The 24,714-nt window shown below is 39.2% G+C and carries 22 protein-coding genes and 1 pseudogene; 8 read left to right on the top strand and 15 right to left on the bottom strand.

What is annotated here, in order from left to right:
• Nucleotides 1-145: 145 nt before the first annotated feature.
• Nucleotides 146-1,888, bottom strand: a complete 1,743-nt coding sequence (locus KSMBR1_RS10645) for a hypothetical protein (protein ID WP_099325316.1) — start codon at nt 1,886-1,888, stop codon at nt 146-148.
• A gap of 298 nt (nt 1,889-2,186) precedes the next feature.
• On the opposite strand from KSMBR1_RS10645, the gene KSMBR1_RS10640 reads away from it, so the two are divergent.
• From KSMBR1_RS10640 to KSMBR1_RS10620, 5 genes are all read left to right on the top strand, one after another.
• Nucleotides 2,187-2,636, top strand: coding sequence for a hypothetical protein (locus tag KSMBR1_RS10640; RefSeq protein WP_157820527.1), 450 nt, complete (start codon nt 2,187-2,189; stop codon nt 2,634-2,636).
• Nucleotides 2,637-2,654: 18 nt separating this feature from the next.
• Complete coding sequence (locus KSMBR1_RS10635; RefSeq protein WP_099324133.1) at nt 2,655-4,538, top strand: IS1634 family transposase; 1,884 nt, start codon at nt 2,655-2,657, stop codon at nt 4,536-4,538.
• 118 nt (nt 4,539-4,656) lie between these two features.
• Nucleotides 4,657-5,454, top strand: coding sequence for an HD-GYP domain-containing protein (locus KSMBR1_RS10630; protein ID WP_099325314.1), 798 nt, complete (start codon nt 4,657-4,659; stop codon nt 5,452-5,454).
• Between the two features lie 39 nt (nt 5,455-5,493).
• A complete protein-coding gene (locus KSMBR1_RS10625; protein ID WP_099325313.1) occupies nt 5,494-6,138 on the top strand; it encodes a pentapeptide repeat-containing protein in 645 nt (214 codons plus the stop codon).
• Nucleotides 6,139-6,195: 57 nt separating this feature from the next.
• Entirely contained in the window at nt 6,196-6,780 is a 585-nt protein-coding gene (locus KSMBR1_RS10620) for an MBL fold metallo-hydrolase (RefSeq protein WP_099325312.1), read from the top strand.
• Between the two features lie 411 nt (nt 6,781-7,191).
• Here KSMBR1_RS10620 and vapC read toward each other — a convergent pair whose 3' ends face one another.
• The 13 genes and pseudogenes from vapC to KSMBR1_RS10550 form a co-directional block, all read right to left on the bottom strand.
• Nucleotides 7,192-7,593: a type II toxin-antitoxin system tRNA(fMet)-specific endonuclease VapC gene (vapC, locus tag KSMBR1_RS10615; RefSeq protein WP_099325311.1), complete on the bottom strand. Its 402-nt coding sequence runs from the start codon at nt 7,591-7,593 to the stop codon at nt 7,192-7,194.
• On the bottom strand, nt 7,593-7,820 hold the full coding sequence (gene vapB, locus KSMBR1_RS10610; protein WP_099325310.1) for a type II toxin-antitoxin system antitoxin VapB: 228 nt from the start codon (nt 7,818-7,820) through the stop codon (nt 7,593-7,595). The genes vapC and vapB overlap by 1 nt, the downstream gene beginning before the upstream one ends.
• Before the next feature lie 591 nt (nt 7,821-8,411).
• Nucleotides 8,412-8,885 (bottom strand): HEAT repeat domain-containing protein, encoded by a 474-nt coding sequence (locus tag KSMBR1_RS10605; protein WP_099325309.1) that lies wholly within the window; start codon nt 8,883-8,885, stop codon nt 8,412-8,414.
• Between the two features lie 305 nt (nt 8,886-9,190).
• Complete coding sequence (locus tag KSMBR1_RS10600; protein ID WP_099325308.1) at nt 9,191-10,693, bottom strand: DUF2779 domain-containing protein; 1,503 nt, start codon at nt 10,691-10,693, stop codon at nt 9,191-9,193.
• Nucleotides 10,694-11,640: 947 nt separating this feature from the next.
• Entirely contained in the window at nt 11,641-12,828 is a 1,188-nt protein-coding gene (locus KSMBR1_RS10590) for a hypothetical protein (protein ID WP_099325306.1), read from the bottom strand.
• Complete coding sequence (locus tag KSMBR1_RS10585; protein ID WP_099325305.1) at nt 12,825-14,432, bottom strand: hypothetical protein; 1,608 nt, start codon at nt 14,430-14,432, stop codon at nt 12,825-12,827. Before KSMBR1_RS10585 ends, KSMBR1_RS10590 begins: the two co-directional genes overlap by 4 nt.
• Nucleotides 14,407-15,870, bottom strand: a complete 1,464-nt coding sequence (locus KSMBR1_RS10580) for a phospholipase D-like domain-containing protein (protein WP_099325304.1) — start codon at nt 15,868-15,870, stop codon at nt 14,407-14,409. Before KSMBR1_RS10580 ends, KSMBR1_RS10585 begins: the two co-directional genes overlap by 26 nt.
• A complete protein-coding gene (locus KSMBR1_RS10575) occupies nt 15,795-17,555 on the bottom strand; it encodes a hypothetical protein (protein ID WP_099325303.1) in 1,761 nt (586 codons plus the stop codon). Before KSMBR1_RS10575 ends, KSMBR1_RS10580 begins: the two co-directional genes overlap by 76 nt.
• Before the next feature lie 413 nt (nt 17,556-17,968).
• On the bottom strand, nt 17,969-18,310 hold the full coding sequence (locus tag KSMBR1_RS10570) for a type II toxin-antitoxin system PemK/MazF family toxin (RefSeq protein ID WP_197705163.1): 342 nt from the start codon (nt 18,308-18,310) through the stop codon (nt 17,969-17,971).
• On the bottom strand, nt 18,297-18,494 hold the full coding sequence (locus tag KSMBR1_RS10565; RefSeq protein ID WP_099325301.1) for a DUF2281 domain-containing protein: 198 nt from the start codon (nt 18,492-18,494) through the stop codon (nt 18,297-18,299). The genes KSMBR1_RS10570 and KSMBR1_RS10565 overlap by 14 nt, the downstream gene beginning before the upstream one ends.
• A 46-nt stretch (nt 18,495-18,540) precedes the next feature.
• A pseudogene (locus tag KSMBR1_RS10560) lies at nt 18,541-18,822 on the bottom strand (isocitrate/isopropylmalate family dehydrogenase); the annotation flags it as partial.
• 138 nt (nt 18,823-18,960) lie between these two features.
• Nucleotides 18,961-19,152 carry a hypothetical protein gene (locus KSMBR1_RS10555; RefSeq protein WP_099325300.1) on the bottom strand — a complete coding sequence of 64 codons (192 nt, stop codon included), beginning with the start codon at nt 19,150-19,152 and terminating at the stop codon, nt 18,961-18,963.
• A gap of 303 nt (nt 19,153-19,455) precedes the next feature.
• The gene (locus tag KSMBR1_RS10550) at nt 19,456-20,016 is read right to left on the bottom strand and encodes a hypothetical protein (RefSeq protein WP_164994279.1); all 561 of its coding nucleotides are present in this window, start codon (nt 20,014-20,016) and stop codon (nt 19,456-19,458) included.
• A 701-nt stretch (nt 20,017-20,717) separates the two neighbouring features.
• Here KSMBR1_RS10550 and KSMBR1_RS10545 point away from each other — a divergent pair.
• Nucleotides 20,718-21,080: a hypothetical protein gene (locus KSMBR1_RS10545; RefSeq protein ID WP_157820526.1), complete on the top strand. Its 363-nt coding sequence runs from the start codon at nt 20,718-20,720 to the stop codon at nt 21,078-21,080.
• Nucleotides 21,081-21,121: 41 nt separating this feature from the next.
• On the opposite strand, the gene KSMBR1_RS10540 is transcribed toward KSMBR1_RS10545, so the two are convergent.
• A complete protein-coding gene (locus KSMBR1_RS10540; protein ID WP_099324133.1) occupies nt 21,122-23,005 on the bottom strand; it encodes an IS1634 family transposase in 1,884 nt (627 codons plus the stop codon).
• A 164-nt stretch (nt 23,006-23,169) separates the two neighbouring features.
• Between KSMBR1_RS10540 and KSMBR1_RS10535 the strand changes: the two genes are divergently transcribed.
• Entirely contained in the window at nt 23,170-23,916 is a 747-nt protein-coding gene (locus tag KSMBR1_RS10535; protein WP_172953482.1) for a carboxypeptidase-like regulatory domain-containing protein, read from the top strand.
• Nucleotides 23,917-23,957: 41 nt separating this feature from the next.
• Entirely contained in the window at nt 23,958-24,536 is a 579-nt protein-coding gene (locus KSMBR1_RS10530) for a Reeler domain-containing protein (protein ID WP_157820525.1), read from the top strand.
• The last annotated feature ends 178 nt before the right edge of the window (nt 24,537-24,714 follow it).

The raw sequence follows: 24,714 nt of genomic DNA, 5'->3' as shown, positions 1-24,714 counted from the left end.
AACAAGCACGAAAACAGTCCTCAGTCGGCAATCGGCAATTTGCAGATTGCCGAAGGGGCAATAAATATTTTGACAAAAAGCGCCTGGAAATTGTCATTTGTAGTGCGACGAGGTTCGTCGCACTACATGATTTTGTAGGTTCCTCTTAGTACCTTTCGTGCTTCGTGTTTTGTGGTAAAACTCTTTTTGGTTGCGGCTTTTCTGCGTTATGAAGTGTAATTTGCGTAAAGGGAATCGTCCAGCCATGCTTGTTGCACGCATCAACCGCTATTTTTTGAATGGCACGGGAAAGTTTGTAATAGTCCCTGGCTACCCGTCCGGAGAAATTGGCAAGGATTGAATAATTGAGGGAAGACGACCCCGCCTCTTTAAATTCAACAACAATGCTATTGATATCTTTTTCATAACCGCTTTTTGAAAGTTCTTTTAAAATTATTTCCCTCAATATGCCCGGTATCTCTGAAGTGCTTATTGCCTGGTGCTGGTAATCAACGCCAAACGTAATATGAAGGCAAAACACCGTTGAAATGTTTATAGGTTTTTGTTGCAGGAATTCCACGGTTGAATAGGTTTTATCGCTTCCGCCGATAACCAAAAGCTTAACTATCTCCGGAGTCTGGATAACCACGTTGCCCAGGGTACCGTCCGCAAGGATTACCCAATCATTTTCTTTAGAGGGGAACCATGGTTCATCCTTATGAAATTGACGGGAACGAATCCCTTCGAGTTCCCTGATTGGAAGCCGGAGCATTCCTCCTTTTAATTCTGGGTTTACAAGATAGGTGTAAAGATTTAAGGAAGCAACCCTCCACGGCAAGCCATTATATATTACCCGCTCATTTTCTCTTACCGTTCCCAAATTTAACAAAAGTTTGCATTGTTCATAAAAGCGCGGCAAGGTTTGTTTTGCCGTCCATATCATCCCGAATATAAATATGAACGCCAATCCCAAAAGAACCCAATCCCCTGAAATATAAAGCACGATTAACAATGCGCTTGTAGCGCCAATGAAGGTTGCAATATGGTAAAATACCTCCGCAAGGCGTACGTAGAATGAATGCTTCACCGACTTGTAAACAGAACTGCTTCTATAAACGTACCTATGGATATAACGAAGGAGGAAGAAAACGGAAAAAAAGGCGATTATTGAAAAGATAAAATTCTTCCCCCTGCTCTTAAAAAACCCCTTTACCAGCTTCTGGCTTGATTCGAGCAAAGATTTTTTTTCACTTTCTTTCTCTGCCAACTGATATTTGGCTATTGTGAGTTCCGTAGAGCATTGCTTTCCTTTATTGTACCATTCGTGCTCCAGTGCGATTAATTGCTTTTTTAGCAGCTCATCATGCACATGCGCAGTAAGTTCCTGTATATTCCTTAAGGCGTTTTTTACAAACTGAATCTTTTTTTCATGATACGACACCTGCGTCCGGAGATTTTCAATTAATCTTGGTCGGGCGGTTATACTCTTTAACTCATTAATGATAGGCCCAATCAGCACCTGGGCTTCCTCTTTCCACTCAAATTGTTTCTGTGGTTTTGCATCGAACATTTTCAGGTCAAGGCCGGTTGCAATTTCTTCAAAATTTTCTCTTGATGTATTCAAATGTTCTTTGAGTTTCTCAATTTCTTTAATAATTTCTATTCTTTGTTCCTGTTCTGTTATGCCTGCAAGTTCATTTTTTTTGACGGCAATCTGTCCCTGAATTTCTTCCATTATCTGAATAATCCCTCTCAACGCCGTCAGGGAAGCTGTCTCTTCCGGAACACCCTGCGCTTCCTCTTCCTGCACAGTCTGAAGCCCGGATTGTCCATATGACAGGTTGCCGCATGGAAACAAAAGGAACAACGCTGCAATACAAATAAAACTACCGTTTTTGATGTTTTTCATTTTTCCTAAAATAACCTCCTAAGCTGGTATAGCCAGAACCAAACAAGCGCGAAATAAAAAATACGAAATCCGAAACAAATTCCAAAATCCTCCCCCCAACCCCATCCAAAGGGGGACAACCACAGTGGATATCAATTATCTCATAGCGCGGCTAGGCTGCAAACAAATATTTGCAGGAAGGCAAACCTGAAGGTGCGTCCTGCATAATCTCTGGAAAAAATATTTTTTATAAGATATTATGTATTCCATACATTTATATCTCATTGGTGTTACTGGTAACCGTTATAAAATAAAATCTATGATAAGAAAACATGTAAACAACATTACGCCAGGAATGGCGCTTGGTAAGACTATTTACGGAGATAATTATGCAATTCTCCTTAAAAAGGGGATAGCGATTACGCAGGATCATATTCTGAGCCTTAAAAGAAGAGGCATTGTATGCGTATATGTGGAGGAAGAAGACACTGCGGATATAGAAACGCCCGAGATTGTTTCTGAAAAAGTGCATACGATGATGACGAAGCGCGTCATCATAACATACAAAAAGATTTCTGATTCTTTTAAAGACCTCAGCATGAAAGGAAGTACCTGTGAATCCATCATAAACAGCATCAATTCCGAAAAGTTCAAGAAAACATTCCACCAAAATATCGAGCTAAAACAATTAAATAACGATATAACCCCCTTTCCGGAAAGATTTCAACAAAATCCTTATTTTAAGCGGGTTTCCACAAATTCAAAATAATATGTAGTCGCAGAATAAATGGCCTATTTATTAATACAAATCCTTTATAACCCTATAAATACTGACTTGACAAAATATTTTATTAATGATAGTGTAGTCAAAGAATATTGGGACTACATTATGCACCTTACTTATAGCGATTCTAAATACAAAGGGAAAACCTATAAATCTTACTCTATTGCCGAATCCTACAGGGATGGCAAAAAGGTCAGAAAAAGAATACTTTGGCCCATCGGGAAACTTTCCGATATTCAAGCCGAGCAAATCAAACTGATATGTAAAACAGTTGAAAACACAGATCAATTGCAGACTCAGCTCAAAGACGTTGCAGTCCTGGAAAGCAGGGCATATCTCGATATAGCCGTTGTTAATGAGTTGTGGAACCAGTGGCAGCTTGATCAGGCTTTTGACTACGATGTCACTGCAGGCGCCCTTCCTACCAATATGATTGCAAAGATACTGACTATTAACAGGTGCACCGATCCGTGTTCTCATTATTCCATTCCTCATTGGGCGAAAAAGAGCGCGCTGGAGGACATTCTTAAAATTGATCTTTCAGGCCTAAATGACGATAAAATCTATTATGAATTAGATAAAATACACAAAAACAAAATATCTATAGAGAACCACCTTTTTAACCAAACCTTCTGGAAACGTCCGGAATCCTATAAATTTATCAACTACGACCTAACTACTTCCTACTTTGTGGGATATAACTGTGATCTATCGGCATTTGGCAAGGGCAAAATAGAGTGTCATGGCAGGCGGCAGGTCTTACTGGGTGTTCTTATCAACTCTGAGGGATATCCTTTCAAATGGGATGTATTCCCCGGGAACACCGCTGAGGTAAAAACCCTCAAACAGAATATCAATGCCTGTAAAACCAGATTCAAATTGACTGATAAAAACGTCACCCTTGTATTTGACAGAGGCATAATCTCTGAGGACAATGCCAATTTGATAGAAGAAGCCAAACTCAAATACATCTCGGCATTGGATAGAAATCAGATACCCTCTTGCGGTGTCAGTTTAAAGTCTCTTAATGGGTTATCCATAGAAGATAAGGACGCCTCCGATATACCTATCCCGCAAGGGTTTTTAAACTATGATGATGAATTATACTACCATGACAATGGCGTCATAGGAAACAAGCGTTTTATTACCGGTTTTAATCCCACTTTATTTATAGAAGACCGCAATAATAGAGACGAGAAAATAACCTTTTTTAAGGATTATCTCAAAGAAGAGAATAAAAACCTTAAAAATGCCCAAAGAGACCGGCAATATGACGCAACAAAGAGCCGCATTGTAGATGAGCTGAAAAGGTTAAAGATTCATAAATATTTCGAAGACCCTGTTCTGACGTCCATCACCGTTACCCATAGACTGAAAAACGGGCAGGTCAAATCCGTCAAAAGTTTCAAAATAGAAATCAAGCTGTTAACTGATGTTATAGCCGCAGATAGATTGTTGGATGGCGTATGTGTTTTTATCACTAACCATACAGAACGGGAAGATGGAGGTGCGTTTAAAGCAAAACCCCAATCTATAGTTAGAGCCTATCGGGACAAGACAAAAATAGAAGATGTCTTTAAAAATGTAAAATCGTTCTTAAAAATCAGGCCCTTCTTTGTCAATACCGAGGCACATGTTAAAGCCGTCTATACTATCTGCATCCTGGCATATTTTATAAACCGTTATCTATCAAACCAACGAAAGGCAATAGGAGAAAAAGATTTTTTAAACTCAAAGGAACTCTATGCGCCGTTCAAAGATATAGATATCGCCACTCTTGAGGCTAAAAATACCGGTGAAACCTTAAAGAAAGCCGTGAAACTTCCCGCCGTCACACAAATGCTATTGGAAAAACTTGGAATGTCCAATGTTGTTTTCGGCCAGTAATTAAAAGACTTCCAAAAGACATGTAGTCGCAGAATCAATGTTTATAAGTGTTTGCCAAATTTGACTTTAGTAATTTCTTTCCGGAACATGGGATATAAGCTTTTTCATTGACGAGATTATGGACAGGGAGGTTTTGGCTGGACTGAATACCATAAAAACGCATGACAACTATACCTATGAGCATTCCGTTGATTCTGCGATTGTGGCTTTACTCTTTGCAAAGAGATTGCGCCTGGACAGAAATAAATTAAAACAAATCGCTATCGGAAAACTTCTTCATGATATCGGAAACATTTTTATTGATATGGAAATACTCAATAAACGGGAAAAGTTGTCAGAACATGAAAATGAACAAATTAAAAAACATTCTGTTCTCGGGTATGAATTACTGAAGGATCTGGAACATGTGGGATTTGTTGCCGCACACATCGCCTATCAGCACCATGAGTGGCAGGATGGTTCCGGATATCCACTGGGGTTAAAGGGGAGCAATACCTTTGACTTCTATAATGTAAATGAGATATGCTACAGCGATGAGGCGAAAATAATACTGCCGGCAGAAATTGCGGCTATTGCGGATTTTTATGATGCTTGTGTTGCAAACAGGCCTTTTCGTCCCCCGATTCCTCATGATATCGTATATGAACTTATTAAAAACGGAGCAGAGACACATTTTAATAAAGAATTGGTGCGATATTTTCTGGATTTATTACCAAAATACCCGGTAGGAACAGAGATAAAGATTAAAAATGGCGCATACGAAGGGTTTACCGGGTTTGTATTTTCTTTAAACAGAGATTCACTTAACAGGCCTGTTATAAAAATTCTTTATGATAACAACAAAAAGAAAATAAACCCTGTGGTTATAGATCTAAGCTCAGTGGGCAGGAATATAACGATACAATGCATTTTCTAACAGGCGTTTAAGACAAAGAGTAAAGGGATATATCAAACAATGAAAACAGAGAAAAATCAGAAAAAAACGATCTATATCCGTGATACCCTTTCAGATATGGCCCTCGCCGGAGAGGATTTTTCCGGCAAACGCCTGATTGAAAGCCATATTCAGTCTGTCAGGTTCGAAGAAGGGCGTTTCCGTTACCTCCGGGCACAGGACAGCAAATTCCAAAATGTTTCCTTCGACCATGCCCTTTGCGAAGGGGGATTTTATCTGGATTGTAAATGGGAAAAGGTGATGATACAGGATGCCCTTTTTACCTCAAACCATTTCTCCGGATGTACGATAGCAAAAACCACGGCAAAACTGAGTTCCTTCGGATTCTCCACATTTCACAAGTGCCAGCTCCGGGGTTCCTCTTTCAGCGAGGTCGCCTTCAGTGGTTCATTTTGGCATGATTGCCTGTTTGAGCGGGAGGATTACTTTTTCGTCCGCTTTCCCTTCTCAACCTTCATTGATACTCGGTTTGTGGAGTGCCGTCTGCAAAAGGCTATTTTTCGGGCAGCAATTTTTATCCGTTGCAGTTTTGAGAAATGCACGCTTGATGAAGCGGTGTTTCATAAGGCGCATTTTGTAGATACAAAGTGGGTTGATACCGATATAAATCAGGCGGCAAACCGGGATGAGGTGCGCTATGATTAACCTGGGGTTTGCCGTTTATTTTTTGAAAAAAACGAATTACTCAAAGGAGATCACGCCATGATTTGCAATCTGATATTCAGGCGTTTTACCGTGGGAAGTTACCCGATTAACGGGTATCTTGTTGCAGACCCTGAAACCAGGGTAGGGGTATTTATTGATCCCGGGGGTTTCAGCGATGAAATAGAGGCTTTTATCCGGGAACGGCAAATCCTCTTACAATATCTCTTTTTTACGCATGGACATTGGGACCATACCGAAGGCATGCAGGAGTTTTCCCGCCGTTATCCTGTTAAGAGTTATGCCGGAGAGGGAGAAGTACATTCTGCCAATAACATGCTGCAGGGCAGCGAAATAATTGAGGTTGGTTCGCTGCAATTCAAAGCATTATCCACGCCTGGCCATACTCTTCATGGAATGTCGTACTATATCCCCGGTGGTGTGTTTACAGGAGATGCGCTTTTTTGCGGTTCAGTTGGTGGTACGAATTCTTCAAAGGCCGCTCAATGCCAGACAGAACATATCCGCAAGCATATCTTCACCCTGCCTGACGAAACCCTTGTCTTTCCCGCCCACGGGCCAATGACTACGGTAGGTATAGAGAAATACACAAATCCATTTTGCCGTAACACTTTAGTTTTTTGAAAAATCCATCCATGCTTTAACCCCATGCTTTAGCATGGGGTTGACAAAATAAAAATGTCCGGGGCTTTAGCCCTGAAGTACTGTTAATCCATGGCGGTCAAATGCGCGGGGAATAGTTGATTTAACCCTGACAGAGTTTGGAACTCTGTCGGGGTTACGGAATAATCCAAAGTCCTGGCTAAAGTCGGGTTTTTTACGAATATCTCCGCACTAAAGTGCGGAGTTAGGAGTGAAGATACGGTTCACACCTTGATTTGTGATCAAGCCCAAACTATCGACATGTTAACCCCTGATCAAGGTATGCCCCTTTTTACGCTTTAGGGTTACCACCTCTGGTGCGTGTTCAAACAGTAGCAAGGCACGTCTTACCACTACGCTGTTGAATGTCACCGTAGGCCTGATTCCCTACCTTCAAATGGTCCAGTCTACAACCTTAAGCCCTTTTATACGATTAAATTCCCTGGTATTATTAGATACAAGGGTTACACCGAGACTCATGGCATGAGCGCCAATGAGCATATCCATTGAGCCAATAGGGGTTCCTGCCTTTTCAAGGTTCGCCCTCACATTCCCGTACACCTCAGCAACCTTTTCATCGAAATCTGCAATTTCAAGAGGCAGGATAAACTCATGTAAAGCCTCTCTGTTTCTCTGGATATAATTGCTGTTTGCCACCCCGTATTGAAGTTCCGCGAGGGTAATAGATGAAATACCAACCTCCCCTATGTCGTGTTTTTTGAGATACGCAAGGATTTTAGGGTTTTTCCGCTTGATGAGATAAATGCATATATTGGTATCAAGCATACATTTCATTAAAGTGGCTCCCTTGTCTGGGTATCTAACTGTTTTCTCTCACCCATGAAGTCATCGGTAAATTTATCAAGGCTGTCTACCAAAGAATTCCACGATTCTTTGGCTGGAATAAGCATCACAATATTTCCCGACTTTTTGATAAATACGTGGTCACCCTCAAACCGAAACTCCTTGGGCAGCCTAACAGCCTGGCTTTGACCGTTTTGAAAAATTTTTGCAGTTTTCACAAAACACCTCCTTTGAATATATACTATGAATATATATTATTTTAGGATCATTGGCAAGCGCTATTTCGCCTTTATTTTATACCTTGTCTAGCCAATTTTAAAATTTCCTGCAAATCTACTATATGCCATTCAGTAAATATTAATTCAACGTCTTAATCGCATAACAACTGCGATCAACGACAAGGCTACAACCCCTGTGCCGGACTCGTCTGCTATATCGCGCGATCACGTTGTATTCTGCTCAAGTTGGCCGTGCCACCTGAGGGGAAGCATCCTCGATCCATGAGCAAGGGATATAGGGGGGGAAATAGGATATAGGGACACTTCTCTTATTATTCCTATTTTCCCCGTAATTCGAAATTCCCTGGAGGTTGTTTAGAAAGATAACCGCTAATGGACGCCAATGAACGCGAAAGCCGGTCGCCAGAAGCAGTAGGCAGTGGTCAGAGACTAGATTGCCAGATTTCTGTGACTCCCGTTAAAAATATTTGCGTCCATTTGCGTGTATTTGCGGTTTCTAAATTCCTTATTTTAATAGATTCGATATTCGTATTTCGAATTTGGTTGCGGCCAAAGGCTGCGCTATGTATTTCAAGTAGCTTTCTTTCTGCCTTGTAAATATTTTTGATAACGCCCTTCACCGACACACTCGCTTCCCACGGGACATTTCTCAATACAGCTTTCAGGGATATCACGCTGTATCATTCCCCCGCAGCTCTCGCATTCGAATTCATATTCAAAACCGGCCACCGACGCCGTACCTTTCTGATGGCAGTAGGGACACGTTACCTCCAAAATTTCCACCCTTTTTATCTTCTCCGCCCCCGGACACTGAAAGACGTTCGGTTTCTTGAATTCTTTTGCGGAAGATTGAGGGGACTCCTTTATTTTTGCAATAGTTTGAACCGCCAAAACGCGGAGAGGCATTCGCCGCTCTCCCTTTAAAAAATCCTGAAGCATTTTTATGGCCTCGCGATTCCCCTTTCCGGATCTGCCAATTTCTTCAAGGGCTTGACGCACCACTTCGCTTTCATTATGCTGCAATCTTTGCATAAGCAATTTCATAGGTGAATGTTCTTCGTTCATGCAGCTACTATGGCATATTTCCCACAAAATGAAAGAAACAACCCTGACAGGGTTAATATACCATGCTCGCCAAGACTCTTTTCTCTCATTTCGTGTAGGGTGGGCTTTTTCACAGCAAATCCACCAATAATAAATGAAACGGTTGATTCGCTGTCGCTTGATCCACCCTACTGTCTAACGGATTTTACCCACACCTTATGGGTGAAGACTTACCATATTCTTGTGTTCCCGGAATCTGCGTACCTGTTTCAACATGATAGGTTATTTTTTCAGGAGAGAATGTATTACGAATAATCTACTTTGCCATTGGAAATCTTTATCAACTTTTCAACAATTTTCACCATCGCCATCGTATCCAACTCACAATACTCTTCAAGATATTTCCGAACTGTCTTTCGCTCTTTTTCGGTAACACCTTCTCCATACGTCACTCGCAGATATTCATTGCTCGCCGTTCCACCATCGGCGATCTCCATCCCATCATATCCTTTTCCCGTTAGTACAGGTAAGACAGATTTGATCGATGCGCTTCCCTCTTGTTTGTAGTTATAGTAGTAGAAGGCTTTGAAAGGATCCAACAGATCAACTATTCGGGCTTGTATCTTCCGATTCCACTCCCGGTAAGCCGGAAATGCTTCGCACGCTTTGTTGAGTTTGTCTTTTTCAAAGGATGCGTTGTATGTAACAATCGATCCTTTCATGCCAAGGTGTTTTTTCAATAGCTTTAATAATTCCGGACGGGGGTCGTCTTTGCCTTCTGCTAAATAACCGATGTGCTCAAGTTTACTCTTTGGTGATGCTTGAATATGAAGCGAGAACTGAAATGGAATCTGTTGATACGGTTTTACATGGTCAAACAGCGGGATTGCAGTTCCGATAGTCTCAAAATCAAGATAATATAAAGGATAAGCAAGTTTATTTAAGAATGACTGTATTCCCTCTTTATTTACATACTCTCTTTTTGACCGAAGACTCTGTATCTGTATCTTTTGTTTAGCGGATAGTGTGATGGAATCATCGAACTTTAGAATATCGGTGACGCCATCATTTATCAATGAAAAGGCTTTCTCTCCTTTGAAGTAATATAACGTCAGCGGATTGTGTCTTGGCAAATAATCAAAGCATTTTTCTTGCAGCGGACATTCGTAAGGGTCGTTACAATGTAAACCGATTTCAATTTTGGGATATTTTTTTGCTGCAATTACTTTGATCATTTTTTCCAATCGTCCTTCAACTTCTGGAAGTAATATTTTCACATCCGATGTAATATCTTCAAGGGCAAATAACTTTCCCGGATCGATTTCTCCTTTGCGGACATATTCATTATTAATATGCAGAAGATAACATCGTTTGATCTCAAGTCCGGTTCCTTTATATGTATACCACTGCAAAGAAAGGTCGTAAAGATGAATATCTTTCACCTGGGTTGAACTTTTCACTTCTATAATTTCCCAGGCTTTTCTTCCTGCCGGATTTAGAATATCTGCGCGGGCGTAAGCGTTTTTATAACGAAATGCGGCTTCAAAAAGCGGTAGGCGTTTTGAGATTAACTGTTTAGATTGCTCAATGACCTTTTCAAAAGCGATGATATCTTCAGACACTTCTATTCCGGTTGGATAGCGTTTTTTTGCGTATTCACCGACTAAATGTCCTTGGTCGAATAGCGATTGCGTGCCGGCATCTACTTCCTGGAACTCTTCCTTTGCGTTGTAGTAATGCCAGAGGAGTTTATGGCACTGAATACCGGCGATGTATTTTGTTTTGGAGATGAAGGGTGATTTATTCATAACGCAAAAATGTTAGTTATCTATCTTTCCAATTAATTAGATCATATAAATTATCGGGATTGAATCGTTCTGCTTTAGTATACATCTCTCATGAGAATCGAAAGGGTGCATTCCCGATTTTTTGTAAATATAGTCAAAAAATAAGGTTTTCGGAAGATGAATAATAGAATTTATTGCAAGGGTGGTACAGGCATCCTGCCTGTATTCCGCACAGGCAAAAAGCCTGTGCCACCCATCTATTGATACCTGGAGTATATATTAAATTTTAGAAAAATAGATACTATTGGCTATAAACAATTAGTGGGGCATAAAAATATAGGTCATTGTAGAGACAGGTTTGAAACCTGTCTCTACGATGCTTCCCTGTCTGCGTACGTTTCCGAAGGTAGCCAGACCGTCCCGGTCTGGGCGAGTCGCCTGTCTGCGTGCCGGGACGTATAGGCAGGCAGCTTGTGTATTAAATATCACATGCAGGATACTTGTGTTACATTGTGCAGATAGTTACAAAAAATCGGGAATGCACCCGAATCGAAATGTTAATCCTCTACCATCATTAAACGCAACTTAATAATTAGGGCGATTTGTGAAATTTTCCAGCGATTACTTCTCATGACTGTCTTGGGCCTTGAAGCGGGAGAATAAGAGAAACCATTTTCCATATCTCTTCATCTGACTTCTCGCCAAACGCCGTTCGCAAGGCAATGGAATCAGGTCATCTGAAAAATTCGTGGTCAGGCATCCTGGGTTCGCCAGCCATTTCCTTCAGAAAATCCACCTCTCAGATTGTTTCCAGCCTCTCCGTGCAGTATCTAAATCTATTGTGATTCCGGTTTCCTGACAACGCCCCGCGAACACTTGAAAATCTGCGGACTGTCTTGTTAGCAAAGTACCAACTATATCAAACAGTATCGCATTGTATCTTTTGTTGCTTTTTTGATTTTTCATTTTCAACTACCTAGATTTAAGTATTTACGAATGTCTTTAGCATCTCCAGTCGTTCGGCATATTACCGCATCTTCCTTAACAACCTTAAATAAATGCCCACACCCACATTCTTCAAAAACATTACGTAATTCAGTGTCTTCTTGAATATCAGTCATAAGGTAGGTTCTTAGTTTGTCGAGATGTAAGTATTCTTTATCATCTCTTCTGATACCGAGTTTTTTGTGCAATAACAGTCCTTCTGGTGTTCCATCCATTGTGATAAAGAGAAATGTTCTTACTATAGCAACTCCATCGTTTATCGTTGTTACCAAATAACCCAGTTTGTGACAATTAAACCAATATTCGATAAGATATTTTCCATTAGTACTTTTAACAACTTTTGCATTTAAGATGGAACACCACAAATAATCGTAAATAAGACTTTTTGAGTTTTCAAAACAATCTATTCTTTCGTATAACCTTTCCAACGCATGAGATTGAATGTATACAGGAATGTTCTTTTCTAAGCCAGTTAACCCAACATTTTTGTTGTCCAAGCCAGCCCATTTTATTCCATAAGGCATAAAACACTGACCGCATTTATATGCAATTCTTTGCTGTCCATCAACAAAAAAACTTTTAGACATACACTGTTGTCTATGTATTCGAATCAACCTGATAGGCTTTCCGTTTGGTAAAGTGTTACATTCTATAGACGCCCAAAAAAAAAATCTGTCCATTTTATTATGTTCTATGAGTACTGCATCTATATTTTGATACAAACATTTTATTACTGCAGCTATGTTTTCCTCTGACAACAACAAACTCGTAGCAGTTTTTATATTTTCTAAGGATGAGAGTTCTTCGCAATTTTTAAAACAATGGGCAACGGAAACCGCAACTGAGAAATAATCATTTATTTTAATGGTTGTGTTAAAGGGCTTTAGTACAAAAGTTAATTGCTTAATACAGTCATCTACTTCCTTCGCAACCAAAATCGATTCGGAATCATTTTTTAATTCATCAGATAACTCTATACGAAAAGATGGATAACGTCGTGATATTACTTTTTCCTTCAAGCTCCTTTGCAACTTTGAAAAATCTTTTTTTATGCTTATGCTTTCAAATACTCTGTCAAATTGTTCCCACTTTTTATTAGCAGCCAAGTCTTTTTTGTGCTTAAGTTTTTCTTTCCTTTTTTCTCTTTTCATAATTTGTGTTTCTTTTTGAAAAAGTGTTTAAAAATAGCGCGATGAATCTTTTTTATATTATTGGAGTAGTATTTCCAATCCTTTTCATTGAAAACAGAAGAGAAATATTCAGGAAGTATTATTGTTCCGTCTGATCTCTGAATTTTTAAATGAGACTTACATAGAATATCAATTCTTGGTCGAAATCCAAGCATATGCGAACAAATGTCTTTTAGAAATTGGAAATCTGGTTCGAACCTTTCCCGTATTGTCTCATGTGCATAATATTTTAACATGATAGAAAGATATTTATACCAAAGACAATCCATGAGTAGTCTAAACTTTTTAAAATATATATCCAGTTGTTTAAGGTATTCTTGCCATTCTTCTAAAGACATGGGAGTTATTTTTGTCTTAAGGCAGTGAATTGCCATTTCGATTTGGTTCCTCAAAATCCAACCAATGGCAAGGAAGATATGCATAAAGTTTGGTATGTTCTCTTTAGGTATATCTTTAATATGTATCTCTAACTTTCTAAAATGTTTGTCTATAAAGTGAAGTGTCGCTTTGTGATGATTTATGAAGTGTCTAAGATTCCATTCTCCAAGTCTCCATGTTTCCTTGCTCAACCCAGAAGAAGGTCTTGGGCTGTATGCTAATATTGGTTGTATATTTTTGATTACTGGAATATCACAGAAAGTCAGGAACTGTTTCAGTGCCTTGGAATTGCTGGAGTTGTATAATTCTTTGATTGCTTCTATGCACTGCAATGTACTTTGCTGCGCCTCCTTTATTTGATATTCACATCCTATACTTCTACCAGTTTTAATCTCTTGAAAATTGGTTGATAGAACCTGATTTTTAGGTACAATCGAGTTATTTTCAACTAAAGCTCTGATTTGAACAATGGACGAGTTTATATGTTCACAATAAATGTGCCATTTTTCCTCTTTGAGAATGGATTCAAAATACTCTGGAAGGACTAAAGCCCTGCCACTTTCACGTTGGACCTTTAATTGAGATTTTCGCAAGACCTCAATTCTTGACCTAAATCCCAACATCTGCGAACAGACATCCTTCAAATAGTGGAAATCAGGATCGAGTTTTTCCCTGATTTCCCGGCGGGTGTGATGTTTAAGCATGGTCGTTAGATAATCACCCCAAAGACAATCCATAACTTCCTTGAAGTATTTAAAATATTCATCAAGTTGTTCACGGTAGTCATACCACTCTTTTGAAGTCATCGGTGTTAATTTTGACTTAAACCCCTGAATTACCCTTTCAATCTGGTTCTCAAGAATCCAACAAATGGCAAGAAAGATATGCATAAAGTTTGGTATGCCTTTTATAGTTCCATTTTTTATATGTTTTTTGAGCTTTCCAAAATGCCTATTTATGAAGTCAATGGTTGCTTCGTGAAGGTCTACAAAGTGTTTGAGATTCCGTTCTCCAATGTTTCGCATTTCCTTGTTCCGATCCAAAGGTGGTCTTGCCCTACGTGCAAATGGTTGTTCTGCTTCAATTACTGGAATATCACAATAGATCAGGAACTGTATCTGGCGATCTAAATCACCAGAGTGGTTCATCTCCTTGAGCGCTTCATGGAACTTGTCTGTGCTTTGCATTGCTTCCTTTATTTGTCGCTCGCGACGCACACTTCCACCGGTTTGAATATCTTGTAGATTGGGTTAATAGAAGAGGATTGCTTAGTGCAATCAATTCATCGTTCATCAAAGCTTTTATTTGAACAACGGATGATTGATCACCAAAATTCTTCAGCATTTCATCTGAAAGGTCTGCGTCGTAGTATCCTTCATCTAACTGCTGCAACTTAACTTGTTGCGTAGGTTTGTTTGGAGAACTGATTTCAGCAATGAGAGGGTATTGTCTAAATTTTTCAGAAATATCAGCGATCAGGCACAACCGTTCACCCTCAAGCAAGGCTTCTTTAAGTAATATATCATATCTATTGGATGGAGATTTTTTGTCCTCCTCCTGCGTAAAATTCAATTGTTTTTCATGATTAAGCAGAATGGCAGTATTGTCTGGATCAAAAAACCTTTCTGGGCTTATACTCGATTTACTTAAGCCATGGAAACACAAGATTACCTCAGCATTACCATCGTTCATGGTACGCAACATCGCTGGTGTAGTAAAATTGGCACTACCAAAAGCAAATACGATATTTTTATCTTTCTCGATAGCAATAGCTTTTGCATGAAGGGGTTGGCTATGTTCTTCATCTTTATATGTACATAGATATATCTCAACTTTACTCTTCCTCACTAGCGGATGTTTCAACCATTGTGAGGTCAATGTGGTGATTCCGTTTTGAGTAAAGATTTTAATTTTTTTCGGTTTAAAATCTCGATCCACTCTATCAAGAAGGGTAGGTGTTGGGTCGAAATATCTGGAAAGCACAGAAATAGAATCAACGGGTTGTTCAATTTTCGCCTTTAGCTGTTCCCATAGTGGGGTATCAATGTTATGTAGTAGTACTGGATTTGATTCGTTTATTTCATTGTTATACCCTTCAGTTAACCAGGCAATTTCCCGTTCTACTACCCGAATATTGGATTCGAGTGTTTGACTTAGAGAATAGTTACTTATTTGTCTGAAATAGTGAAATGCAGACATAAACAAATACTTAAATTGTTCCTTTTCCTCAACTTCATATTCGTAGCATGACACCAACTCTGCATTTGATGCAAGGCCTGGACGGGTAAAATTTGCACTTCCGATTACAAGCAAGCCATGGTCTTGATTTACAAAAAGAAATATTTTTGAATGAAATGCACCTAGAACGTAAACTGGATGTAAGAGATAACGAAGATTTGCCTTTTGTGGCATTGATGAGTCTGTTCCTTTTATGACTTTTTCGTATTCACCCCTATCTACGAGAACAGAAATATTACCATTTCCACTTAGACTTTTAAGTTTTTCAAGACAGTACTCCTCAAAGAACTCTGGGTCAAAAGTATACGTAGCTATGAGCGCATGATCATAGGAGCTACTATCAAGTATCTCATGCAAATTGAATCGATTGTCTTTCTTATTACACATTCATGTTCGTTCAGTATTTTGTTCAGAATTGTTTTGCCTTTCGAGGTAATCGAAAGGTATCCTTCATCGTCAGATTCTATAAGACATAAGTCACGCATAATATTAACTGCTTGAAGATGTCGATTAGCACGAAATTTAGGTGAGTATTCCTGTTCTTTAAATAGTCGATTTCCATCAGTTCTGAACCAGCAACTTTCCAATCTCTTTTTCTCGTACATAATTCTATCATGTTGATCAACAATGAAACATCTTATAATTCTTTCTAGTGTTTCATCCCACTTTGTATTCTTGTCCAGCCATTTATCAATGATTGGCATAAACGTCCAAAACCAAAGGCCGTTACCAGCATGTTCATGTACATAACACATGCCTTCTTCATCCTGAATTCCTCTCCACTTTCCATAAAGAACTGCTAAAAGTAGCATTGCCTTAGCCGTAACACTTCCTGTGTCTTCCTCAGATATCCTCAGGATATCAAATTCGCTATTTTTAGCAGTTGGAATAAGCAATTGTTGCAAATCGTATGATGCTTCATGAGTCGGAATGTCTTCGATGTTAAAAGCTTTAAGGATTTCTCTTGGTCTATAGCAATCCTTTCCTGCTTTCTCTCGTAAAACTTTGAGAAATGTGGTCTCCATCAATCGTAAAACAATATTTTCTATAGTTAGACCCGCTGATTCATTACCTATTATTTCCAAAACAGCAAATAGTATGTTTTCTAATGCATTTGTAAAATATTGTTGGAGACAGAATTGCCTCCAAAGAGAGTGACAACGTCTAAACTTTTCAGGACATTTATATGGAATAGTTTTATCATCCTCCTCAGACCAAATGACATCGAAGTAAGAAGGCGCATAGACAAAAATGACATCGATGCTATCTAGGTTTAGATATAAATCATGTCTTTCATATTCACACAGAATGTGGAGTATTTGACCCAAGGTGTGTCTTCTGAGTAAGGTGCTTTCACAAATGGTAGTGCCATTGAAGCCGAAAAACAGATCTATGAGAAGTTTCCGTTCTATGACTCCAGATTTTTTCATGATGGCATCGAGAGTCAGCAATTTTTTAGACCCATCAAAGTCAACAAGTGGAATTTTTGTTTTTCGAAAAAGTTCCTTTTGGATGTAAGGAGTCTCATGAATAGATAAATGAAATGCTTCTGCCAATGCTTCTCCCATTCCTTTATTCAAATGGTCAATTCCATTTTCAATGCGACGCGTCAACCCAAGCTGATACAGGCTTCCTCCGTAATACTGACCATAGCCACCCAGCGCATTCGAAGGTAGAACACGAAAATTACTGTCCATCTCACCTCTCTGGAATCCTTTCTCCAATATTGGACGGGCGGCTTTAATGCCAACAGGTGAGGTATTACTATTGTTGGCATATGTGGACATGGCAAGTACTGCCTCTCTTCTACGAAAACTGTCAACAAAATCTTTATACTTCTGAGGCTTTTCCGTTAGATGAATATGCCAGATATTCCAGATATTCCAGCAGTAAAATGAATAGTATCTTGCTCTATTCGTTTGAGTAGTAATACCTGTTAAAAGGAATTCGACAATCATGTCCGAAACCCTTGATAAACCAAGAGGGTCTCGCCCACCCGTTTCTGCGATAACTCTTTTCGTCCATCTGGGTAAGAACTGATCAATATTTGACAATTTGGTAAGCTGTTTCATGGAATCAATCCTTTTTTAGTTAGGGTGTAGTCAAAGTCAATGGGGTCAAACCTAACCTAACCTAACCTAACCTATTGGCAAGGGGAGTCAATGGGGTCAAACCTAACCTATTGACAAGAATGTTTTTTCCCTAAAATGATTACAGTTTTAATTATAAGGATATGTTGAAATTGATTAATATTCAGGTAAATCCTTTTACCTGTATAAATAACTATTCGTCGGAGAGCGCATTACTGCACTGGTTATACATGAACCTTAAGGTATCGTCTTTCTGCAGAGGGATGGGGTCAAATCTTTATCAATTACATATTTGTCAATGGTAAAGATTTGACCCCTTCCTATGTGTTGGACAAACTAAGTTAATAAGTAATTGTAAAAACCAGGGGTGAGCTAAGTCAATAAGCAAATCTTCTTTATATCAAATCTAAAAATTCTTTTAGTACATTTTCCATTAAAATGAGGTCTTTAGGCGAAAGTTTGCCAAGTTTCTTTAAAACTAAGCTTTGTTCAATAGTTGATATGGCTGGTTTGATAGAAGAAGGCTTTAACAAACCAGCACTCTGCCAATCTTCTATTAAACATTCTCCTATGGTAAGATTGCCTGTTTTTCCCGTAATTGCCATAATAACAATGTCAGAGGATGTATTGTTATAAACATCAGAACTAATAATTACCGCCGGACGTTTCTTTATGATAGTTTGGTTGCTGAATGGAAAAGGGACAAGAACGACATCTCCTCTATTATAGACTGTCATAAACTGCATCCTCTTCATTGTCCCATATTTTTTGAAATGATGCAGTGGACAAGTCCTGAGAGGCTCTTGCAATCACGATTCTTTCTCTTTTGCTTTCTAAAAACTGAATGAAATCAAAGACCTCTGGAAGAAGATTTTCCGGAAGTTTATCAATCTCTTTCTTTATCATTTCTTTGACCGACATTTTGTTCCCTCCTTCTTTATTTCAGGTTTGTGGCTGAAGAATTACCTCACATATTCTTAATTATTTCATCGGCAAACTCGGAACACTTGACTAATTTAGCGCCCTTCATCTGACGTTCAAGGTCATACGTAACTGTCTTCTTTTGAATAGCCTTTCCCAATGCCTTCACAATCATGTTTGCTGCCTCATCCCAGCCCAGATGCTCAAACATCATTACCCCTGATAAAATAACTGAACCCAGATTAACCATATCTTTTCCCGCATATTTGGGGGCAGTACCGTGGGTGGCCTCAAAGACGGCCGCCTTATCACCAATATTTACCCATGGGTATGGCATGGGGTCAAACCTAACCTATTGACAACAATGTATTTTTTCCTGAAACGATTATACATTTAACAGTTTTAATTACAAGGATATGTTGAAATTGATTAATATTCAGGTAAATCCTTTTACCTGTATAAATAACTATTCGTCGGAGAGCGCCTTATTGCACCGGTTATACATGAACCTTAAGGTATCGTCTTTCTGCAGTTTTTCTTTTAATCTCTTTCTTACCTGACTCATCCCTCCAACGGTTAAACCTCCCAGCTCCTGACCAATTTCCCTTAAACTTTTATGATACAACCTATACCTGCAACATAAATCAATATAAACCATCCTTGCTTCTCTAAATGACCCCAGCAGCCCCTTGTCTTTCTCGCCCACGAGCCAATGACTACGGTAGGTATAGAGAAATACACTACTCCATTTTGCCAGTAAATGGGTTTATAATATTGCCCTGTAAAAACCTCTTTTTTTGTAAGTTTTTCTTTGTACTACTATCCATCAACTTCTTGTTTTTAATGCTCGTTTTTCAAAATGCATACTCGTGCGGAGCTTGTCGAAGCAACAGTAAGGCATTGATTAGTAGAGACGCACGGCCGTGCGTCTCTACATTTTTGGTTGCGACTTTTTGCTGCGCTATGTATCTCCAGTAGCTTTTTTTCTGCCGTGTAAATATTTTTGATAACGCCCTTCACCAACACACTCGCTTCCCATAGGACACTTCTCGATACAGCTTTCAGGGATATCTCGCTTTATCATGCCCCCGCAGCTCTCGCATGCGAATTCATATTCAAAACCGGCTACCGACGCCGTACCTTCCTGGTGGCAGTGGGGACACGTTACCTCCAAAATTTCAACCCTTTTTATCTTCTCCGCCCCCGGACACTGAAAGACGTTCGGTTTTTTGAATTCTTTTGTGGAAGATTGAGGGGACTCCTTTATTTTCGCAATAGTTTGAACCGCCAAAACGCGGAGAGGCATTCGCCGCTCTCCCTTTAAAAAATCCTGAAGCATTTTTATGGCCTCGCGATTCCCCTTTCCGGATCTGCCGATTTCTTCAAGGGCTTGGCGCACCACTTCACTTTCATTATGCTGCAATCTTTTCATAAGCAATTTCATAGGTGAATGTTCTTCGTTCATGCGGCTACTATAGCATATTTCCCGGGCGCATTCCCGATTTTTTGTAACTATCTGCACAATGTAACACAAGCATCCTGCTTGTGATATTTAATACACAAGCGGCCTTGCCTATACGTCCCGGCACGCAGACAGGCGACTCGCCCAGACCGGGACGGTCTGGCTACCTTCGGAAACGTACGCAGACAGGGAAGCATGAGTCACGTAGAGACACGACATGTCGTGTCTCTACTAATTGTTTATAGCCAAAAGTATCTATTTTTCTAAAATTTAATATACAATCCAGGTATCAATACACGTAAGCCTCCTGATATAGTCAAAAGCATCTGTTTTTAGAAAAATTTAATATAGTATTTAAGTATCGATAGAGGGTGGCACGGACAAACAAGGTTTGTCCGTGCCACCCAATTAACAATTTAAAATTCATATTTTATGAGCATCTTGGATATAACGCGAAAGCGCGAAAAGATAGGAATCTTTTTCTGACCCCCTGAATAATGTCACAATTACAATAGTTATCTGTAAAAATTACAAAAGTCTGAAAAATTCATGTGTTGTAATAATGATAAAATAAACGATAAATTTATTTTAAGTAATAATGTTTCAGATACTTATAATCAATGCAAATTCTTTCTGAATTGTATGGTATTCTAGTTGCTTTAGCCATAGAGGGCAGAAGTTTTTTGAGAGCTAATGGCAAACAAAAAGTGCTTTTTCAGGATATATACCTTGTTTCAACTTTTTTACGGGAAGATCGTTTTATGAACAGTTCAATGAACAAAAAATTTCTGAAATCTATTTACTGTATTTTGGCAATAATTGTTTTTCAAATATATGTGATTTCAATGTCATTTGCAGGTGTTTTGAATAAAAATACCGGGGTCTATTTATTACAAAAGGGCAATGATGCTGATCATAAAATAAATAATGATGAAGACGAAGATGGGGAGGAAGAAGATGATGATGATGATGGTGAAGACGAGGATTCTCACAACGCAGGAAGGAATTGTTTGACGAGCGGTTGCCACACAGGAGGCAGAGAACATACGTTTTCTATTGGGGGAACGATTTATCCCATGTTCCGGAAAGAAATTACTAAAGTCAAATTTGGCAAACACTTATAAACATTGATTCTGCGACTACATGTCTTTTGGAAGTCTTTTAATTACTGGCCGAAAACAACATTGGACATTCCAAGTTTTTCCAATAGCATTTGTGTGACGGCGGGAAGTTTCACGGCTTTCTTTAAGGTTTCACCGGTATTTTTAGCCTCAAGAGTGGCGATATCTATATCTTTGAACGGCGCATAGAGTTCCTTTGAGTTTAAAAAATCTTTTTCTCCTATTGCCTTTCGTTGGTTTGATAGATAACGGTTTATAAAATATGCCAGGATGCAGATAGTATAGACGGCTTTAACATGTGCCTCGGTATTGACAAAGAAGGGCCTGATTTTTAAGAACGATTTTACATTTTTAAAGACATCTTCTATTTTTGTCTTGTCCCGATAGGCTCTAACTATAGATTGGGGTTTTGCTTTAAACGCACCTCCATCTTCCCGTTCTGTATGGTTAGTGATAAAAACACATACGCCATCCAACAATCTATCTGCGGCTATAACATCAGTTAACAGCTTGATTTCTATTTTGAAACTTTTGACGGATTTGACCTGCCCGTTTTTCAGTCTATGGGTAACGGTGATGGACGTCAGAACAGGGTCTTCGAAATATTTATGAATCTTTAACCTTTTCAGCTCATCTACAATGCGGCTCTTTGTTGCGTCATATTGCCGGTCTCTTTGGGCATTTTTAAGGTTTTTATTCTCTTCTTTGAGATAATCCTTAAAAAAGGTTATTTTCTCGTCTCTATTATTGCGGTCTTCTATAAATAAAGTGGGATTAAAACCGGTAATAAAACGCTTGTTTCCTATGACGCCATTGTCATGGTAGTATAATTCATCATCATAGTTTAAAAACCCTTGCGGGATAGGTATATCGGAGGCGTCCTTATCTTCTATGGATAACCCATTAAGAGACTTTAAACTGACACCGCAAGAGGGTATCTGATTTCTATCCAATGCCGAGATGTATTTGAGTTTGGCTTCTTCTATCAAATTGGCATTGTCCTCAGAGATTATGCCTCTGTCAAATACAAGGGTGACGTTTTTATCAGTCAATTTGAATCTGGTTTTACAGGCATTGATATTCTGTTTGAGGGTTTTTACCTCAGCGGTGTTCCCGGGGAATACATCCCATTTGAAAGGATATCCCTCAGAGTTGATAAGAACACCCAGTAAGACCTGCCGCCTGCCATGACACTCTATTTTGCCCTTGCCAAATGCCGATAGATCACAGTTATATCCCACAAAGTAGGAAGTAGTTAGGTCGTAGTTGATAAATTTATAGGATTCCGGACGTTTCCAGAAGGTTTGGTTAAAAAGGTGGTTCTCTATAGATATTTTGTTTTTGTGTATTTTATCTAATTCATAATAGATTTTATCGTCATTTAGGCCTGAAAGATCAATTTTAAGAATGTCCTCCAGCGCGCTCTTTTTCGCCCAATGAGGAATGGAATAATGAGAACACGGATCGGTGCACCTGTTAATAGTCAGTATCTTTGCAATCATATTGGTAGGAAGGGCGCCTGCAGTGACATCGTAGTCAAAAGCCTGATCAAGCTGCCACTGGTTCCACAACTCATTAACAACGGCTATATCGAGATATGCCCTGCTTTCCAGGACTGCAACGTCTTTGAGCTGAGTCTGCAATTGATCTGTGTTTTCAACTGTTTTACATATCAGTTTGATTTGCTCGGCTTGAATATCGGAAAGTTTCCCGATGGGCCAAAGTATTCTTTTTCTGACCTTTTTGCCATCCCTGTAGGATTCGGCAATAGAGTAAGATTTATAGGTTTTCCCTTTGTATTTAGAATCGCTATAAGTAAGGTGCATAATGTAGTCCCAATATTCTTTGACTACACTATCATTAATAAAATATTTTGTCAAGTCAGTATTTATAGGGTTATAAAGGATTTGTATTAATAAATAGGCCATTTATTCTGCGACTACATATTATTTTGAATTTGTGGAAACCCGCTTAAAATAAGGATTTTGTTGAAATCTTTCCGGAAAGGGGGATTTATGATGATGCTGAAGGTTCAAATGCGAGAAAGAGTGCAAAAATAAAAATAACAGACGCTAATGGCCAAAAAGTACGCTTGCGATCAGATCAGTTAGGAAATTTTTACTCAGAGAAGGATTTAACAGCACCGTTTACCATATCTGTATCTTATCGTGGCCGTACGGTATCGATGCCGACCGGCGCAGAAAATGGTGGTTGTAATGCGGATGGTTGTCATACTACCGAAGCAGAGGGCAGAGTATTTATAAATACAAATGACCTCGATCTTGCTGGTATGGTAACCAGTAATGATAACGGAGGTAATTCTTCGGAGATAAGTTATGAGAGCAGTGTAAAGTCGATTCTCGACGCCAAATGTATTTCGTGCCACAAAGAGGGTGGCTCTGAAAGTAGCATACCCTTGACGACATATGCTGAAGTAACGGATCCAAGATTGGTTACTCCGGGAAGTGAGGATTCTCTCTTATTGAGAAAACTTGATAAAAATTCCAGCGAGGGTACTATGTGGCCGAACCTCAACAGCAATAGTGAATATAACACAATAAAGGATTGGATTGTTGAATATAATGCCCGGGAGTATTTATCGGATACGATTGATGTAGCCGGAGAACCCGTTGCCGGCGCTAAAGTACGCCTCAGTAAAAATGGTAAGATCAAATATCAAACGAAAACAGACGAAGGCGGTGAATTTATTCTTGAAAAAGTGAAGGCAGGTGCGTATTCCATGAAAGTGTATAAGAAAGGTTACGATGCTTACAATCAATCCTATCAAATGAATCAAACAGATGTAACACCATTGGAAATTACCTTAAAAAAGAAATAGTATCTGTATGAATAAAAACATTTATTGTAAGGAGTTGTAATGTGAAAATAGTAAAGAATTCTCTTTCTTGTTTGGCGTTGAGTGTATCGTTATGCAGTATGTTTTCAAGTGCAGTATTTGCATCGGCAAGCGGTCCTGATGCTTACCGTACCGGAGCTCCTGATGATTCCGGCACCTGTAATGCAAGTGGTTGCCATGATACATACACCAACGATTCCGGGGATGCTGAATTTTCTATTTCCGGTCCCTATGAGTATACCCCTGGAAAAACTATCAAATTAAAGGTAGCATTTAGCAACTCCAGTGGAAAAAAACGTGGGTTTGAAATGACTGCGGTTGATGCAAGCGGAAACAGAGTGGGAAAATTTAAAAAAATCGGGAATACCACACAGGTTATTCCTGCGGATGATTATCGGGGACTTGATAAAGCTGACAAGGATAAATATATAGAACATACGTATAAGGGAACAAAGAAAAAGAACTGGAAGGTGAAGTGGACGGCTCCTACCGACGCTACGGAGCCAATAACATTTTACGCGGCAGGCGTTGATGCTGATGGTAAAGGCAGTGAGACGGATGATTACGTCTACACCACCACTTTGGAAATAAGCGCAAAATAGTCTCTATGTTTTGACTATACCCGGCATGGCATTGTAAATATTACACATAGGCGCAAAAATCTCTGTCAAAATCGTTTGCGTTCTTTATTTTAACCATTGCCATGTGGTTGTTTAACTCAAAACATTCGTAACAATTTAGCTTTTTGAAAATATGTTGCAGTTTAGTTTTGGGTGGCAC

It is taken from the genome of Candidatus Kuenenia stuttgartiensis, from assembly GCF_900232105.1.
Taxonomy (GTDB): Bacteria; Planctomycetota; Brocadiia; order Brocadiales; family Brocadiaceae; genus Kuenenia; species Kuenenia stuttgartiensis_A.
Note: the sequence above shows the minus strand (reverse complement) of the source record. Positions and strands in the feature narration are given on the sequence as shown.